At 54.7% G+C, this 3,205-nt stretch carries 2 rRNA genes; both read left to right on the top strand.

From position 1 onward, the window contains the following. The first annotated feature begins 19 nt into the window (after positions 1–19). Positions 20–2,887 (top strand): 23S ribosomal RNA (locus BM075_RS23650). A 108-nt stretch (positions 2,888–2,995) separates the two neighbouring features. Beyond that, positions 2,996–3,110, top strand: a 5S ribosomal RNA gene (rrf, locus tag BM075_RS23655). The last annotated feature ends 95 nt before the right edge of the window (positions 3,111–3,205 follow it).

The raw sequence follows: 3,205 nt of genomic DNA on the forward strand, positions 1-3,205 counted from the left end.
TCTTGCTCTTTCTGGATCGGATCAAGCGCGAGAAGGGCGTTTGGTGGATGCCTTGGCAGCAAGAGGCGATGAAGGACGTGATACTCTGCGATAAGTCCTGGGGAGCTGAGAATAAGCTTTGATCCAGGAATCTCCGAATGGGGCAACCCACCTGATACTCGGTTATTGTGTGAGACGGTCGAGCTATGAGAGCAAATGCGCTCAAGTAGCGAAGCGGTAGCGCACACTAATTGGGTAAGACAGGTACTTTGGACCTGAATACATAGGGTTCAAAGAGCAAACCCGGGGAACTGAAACATCTAAGTACCCGGAGGAAAGGAAATCAATTGATACTCCCCTAGTAGCGGCGAGCGAACGGGGACCAGCCGAGCCGTAAACGTGACCAGAACTGGATGGAAAGCCAGGCCATAGCGGGTGACAGCCCCGTATGGGAAACGTGAAGGACGCATTAAGTAGGGCGGGACACGTGAAATCCTGTCTGAAGATCGGGGGACCACCCTCGAAGGCTAAGTACTCCTTGCTGACCGATAGCGAACCAGTACCGTGAGGGAAAGGTGAAAAGCACCCCGACGAGGGGAGTGAAACAGTTTCTGAAACCGGACGCCTACAAGCAGTCGGAGGGGCCTCGAGCCCTGACGGCGTACCTTTTGTATAATGGGTCATCGACTTGGTCTCACATGCAAGCTTAAGCCGTTAGGTGTAGGCGTAGCGAAAGCGAGTCTGAATAGGGCGTCGAGTATGTGGGATCAGACCCGAAACCGAGTGATCTAGGCATGACCAGGATGAAGGTAAGGTAACACTTACTGGAGGTCCGAACCCACACCTGTTGAAAAAGGTCGGGATGAGTTGTGCCTAGGGGTGAAAGGCCAATCAAACTCGGAGATAGCTGGTTCTCCGCGAAATCTATTTAGGTAGAGCGTCATCCGAATACCCCGGGGGGTAGAGCACTGGATGGGTAATGGGGCCCCACAGGCTTACTGATCCTAACCAAACTCCGAATACCCGGGAGTACTAGATGGCAGACACACTGCGGATGCTAACGTCCGTAGTGGAGAGGGAAACAACCCTGACCTCCAGCTAAGGCCCCCAATTCATGGCTAAGTGGGAAAGCAGGTGGGACGACCAAAACAACCAGGAGGTTGGCTTAGAAGCAGCCATCCTTTAAAGATAGCGTAACAGCTCACTGGTCTAATCAAGTTGTCCTGCGGCGAAGATGTAACGGGGCTCAAGCCATGAGCCGAAGCTGAGGACTGCGTATGCAGTGGTAGCGGAGCGTGGTGTGATATAACACCAATCCTCCTTAGATCCTTCGGGATCATTGGAGGATAGGGTGTTTACTGTGAAGCCGGCGCGTGAGCGATCCGGTGGAGTGATCACCAGCGAGAATGATGACATGAGTAGCGACAATGAGGGTGAGAGACCCTCACGCCGAAAGTCCAAGGGTTCCTGCTTAAAGCTAATCTGAGCAGGGTAAGCCGGCCCCTAAGTCGAGGCAGAAATGCGTAGACGATGGGAATCAGGTTAATATTCCTGAGCCAGGAGGATGTGACGGATTGGAGACGTTGTTCGACCTTATCGGATTGGTCGGGCAGCCACCCAGTTCCTGGAAATAGCCCTCCATCAGACCGTACCCTAAACCGACACAGGTGGACTGGTAGAGCATACCAAGGCGCTTGAGAGAACGATGTTGAAGGAACTCGGCAAAATACCTCCGTAAGTTCGCGAGAAGGAGGCCCGGGTTCAAGGCAACTTGGATCCGGGGGCACAAACCAGGGGGTGGCGACTGTTTACTAAAAACACAGGGCTCTGCGAAGTCGCAAGACGACGTATAGGGTCTGACGCCTGCCCGGTGCCTGAAGGTTAAAAGGAGGAGTGAGAGCTCCGAATTGAAGCCCAGGTAAACGGCGGCCGTAACTATAACGGTCCTAAGGTAGCGAAATTCCTTGTCGGGTAAGTTCCGACCTGCACGAATGGCGTAACGACTTCCCCGCTGTCTCCAACATCGACTCAGCGAAATTGAATTGCCTGTCAAGATGCAGGCTTCCCGCGGTTAGACGGAAAGACCCCGTGCACCTTTACTACAGCTTCACACTGGCATTAGGCCGAGCATGTGCAGGATAGGTGGTAGGCTTCGAAGCAGGGACGCCAGTCCCTGTGGAGCCTCCCTTGAGATACCACCCTTGCTCTGCTTGATGTCTAACCGCGGTCCGTTATCCGGATCCGGGACCCTGTGTGGCGGGTAGTTTGACTGGGGCGGTCGCCTCCTAAAGCGTAACGGAGGCGCGCGAAGGTTGGCTCAGAGCGGTCGGAAATCGCTCGTTGAGTGCAATGGCAGAAGCCAGCCTGACTGCAAGACTGACAAGTCGAGCAGAGTCGAAAGACGGCCATAGTGATCCGGTGGTCCCGAGTGGAAGGGCCATCGCTCAACGGATAAAAGGTACGCCGGGGATAACAGGCTGATGGTGCCCAAGAGTCCATATCGACGGCACCGTTTGGCACCTCGATGTCGGCTCATCTCATCCTGGGGCTGGAGCAGGTCCCAAGGGTACGGCTGTTCGCCGTTTAAAGAGGTACGTGAGCTGGGTTTAGAACGTCGTGAGACAGTTCGGTCCCTATCTGCCGTGGGTGTAGGATACTTGAGAGGAGTTGCCCCTAGTACGAGAGGACCGGGGTGAACGGACCACTGGTGGACCTGTTGTGGCGCCAGCCGCAGTGCAGGGTAGCTATGTCCGGAAAGGATAACCGCTGAAGGCATCTAAGCGGGAAGCCCCCCTCAAAACAAGGTATCCCTGAGGGCCGTGGTAGACCACCACGTCGATAGGCCGGAGGTGTAAGCGTGGCAACACGCTCAGCTGACCGGTACTAATGGCCCGATAGGCTTGATACGATCCAGTAAAAGCAAGACTGGAAAAATCAGAAGTCACACAAAACGACTTGGACAAACCCCTGATGTGCGGCGCGGACATAAAACTCCGCGCCACGGATTTTTCCTCGGTTTGGTGGTCATAGCACGAGCAAAACACCCGATCCCATCCCGAACTCGGCCGTTAAGTGCCGGCGCGCCAATGGTACTGCGTCTCAAGACGTGGGAGAGTAGGTCACCGCCAAACCTAGAAAAAATCCAAAACTCTCTTACGATCAAAAATCAAAAAACATAACGCCCCGCTCGGTCAAACCAAGCGGGGCGTTATCGCGTCAGGGGGGG

Source organism: Tropicimonas isoalkanivorans (genome assembly GCF_900112335.1).
Lineage (GTDB): Bacteria > Pseudomonadota > Alphaproteobacteria > Rhodobacterales > Rhodobacteraceae > Tropicimonas > Tropicimonas isoalkanivorans.